At 57.0% G+C, this 800-nt stretch carries 2 protein-coding genes; both read left to right on the forward strand.

What is annotated here, in order from left to right; all coding sequences use genetic code 11:
• Window positions 1-71 precede the first annotated feature (71 nt).
• Window positions 72-470, forward strand: a complete 399-nt coding sequence (locus GB864_RS18010) for a DNA-packaging protein FI (protein ID WP_000158919.1) — start codon at window positions 72-74, stop codon at window positions 468-470.
• A gap of 11 nt (window positions 471-481) precedes the next feature.
• Window positions 482-800: head-tail joining protein (locus GB864_RS18015; RefSeq protein WP_088569002.1), on the forward strand; the 319-nt coding region annotated here is incomplete at its 3' end.

Genomic DNA, 800 nt, shown 5'->3' on the forward strand with positions numbered 1-800 from the left:
GATGAGTTCGTGTCCGTACAACTGGCGTAATCATGGCCCTTCGGGGCCATTGTTTCTCTGTGGAGGAGTCCATGACGAAAGATGAACTGATTGCCCGTCTCCGCTCGCTGGGTGAACAACTGAACCGTGATGTCAGCCTGACGGGGACGAAAGAAGAACTGGCGCTCCGTGTGGCAGAGCTGAAAGAGGAGCTTGATGACACGGATGAAACTGCCGGTCAGGACACCCCTCTCAGCCGGGAAAATGTGCTGACCGGACATGAAAATGAGGTGGGATCAGCGCAGCCGGATACCGTGATTCTGGATACGTCTGAACTGGTCACGGTCGTGGCACTGGTGAAGCTGCATACTGATGCACTTCACGCCACGCGGGATGAACCTGTGGCATTTGTGCTGCCGGGAACGGCGTTTCGTGTCTCTGCCGGTGTGGCAGCCGAAATGACAGAGCGCGGCCTGGCCAGAATGCAATAACGGGAGGCGCTGTGGCTGATTTCGATAACCTGTTCGATGCTGCCATTGCCCGCGCCGATGAAACGATACGCGGGTACATGGGAACGTCAGCCACCATTACATCCGGTGAGCAGTCAGGTGCGGTGATACGTGGTGTTTTTGATGACCCTGAAAATATCAGCTATGCCGGACAGGGCGTGCGCGTTGAAGGCTCCAGCCCGTCCCTGTTTGTCCGGACTGATGAGGTGCGGCAGCTGCGGCGTGGAGACACGCTGACCATCGGTGAGGAAAATTTCTGGGTAGATCGGGTTTCGCCGGATGATGGCGGAAGTTGTCATCTCTGGCTTGGAC

Source organism: Agromyces seonyuensis (assembly GCF_009789225.1).
Classification (GTDB): domain Bacteria; phylum Actinomycetota; class Actinomycetes; order Actinomycetales; family Microbacteriaceae; genus Agromyces; species Agromyces seonyuensis.

Bases quoted from the DNA above. Each gene is read 5' to 3' on its own strand.
- GB864_RS18010 (WP_000158919.1), top strand. From the start codon at position 72: ATGACGAAAGATGAACTGATTGCCCGTCTCCGCTCGCTGGGTGAACAA.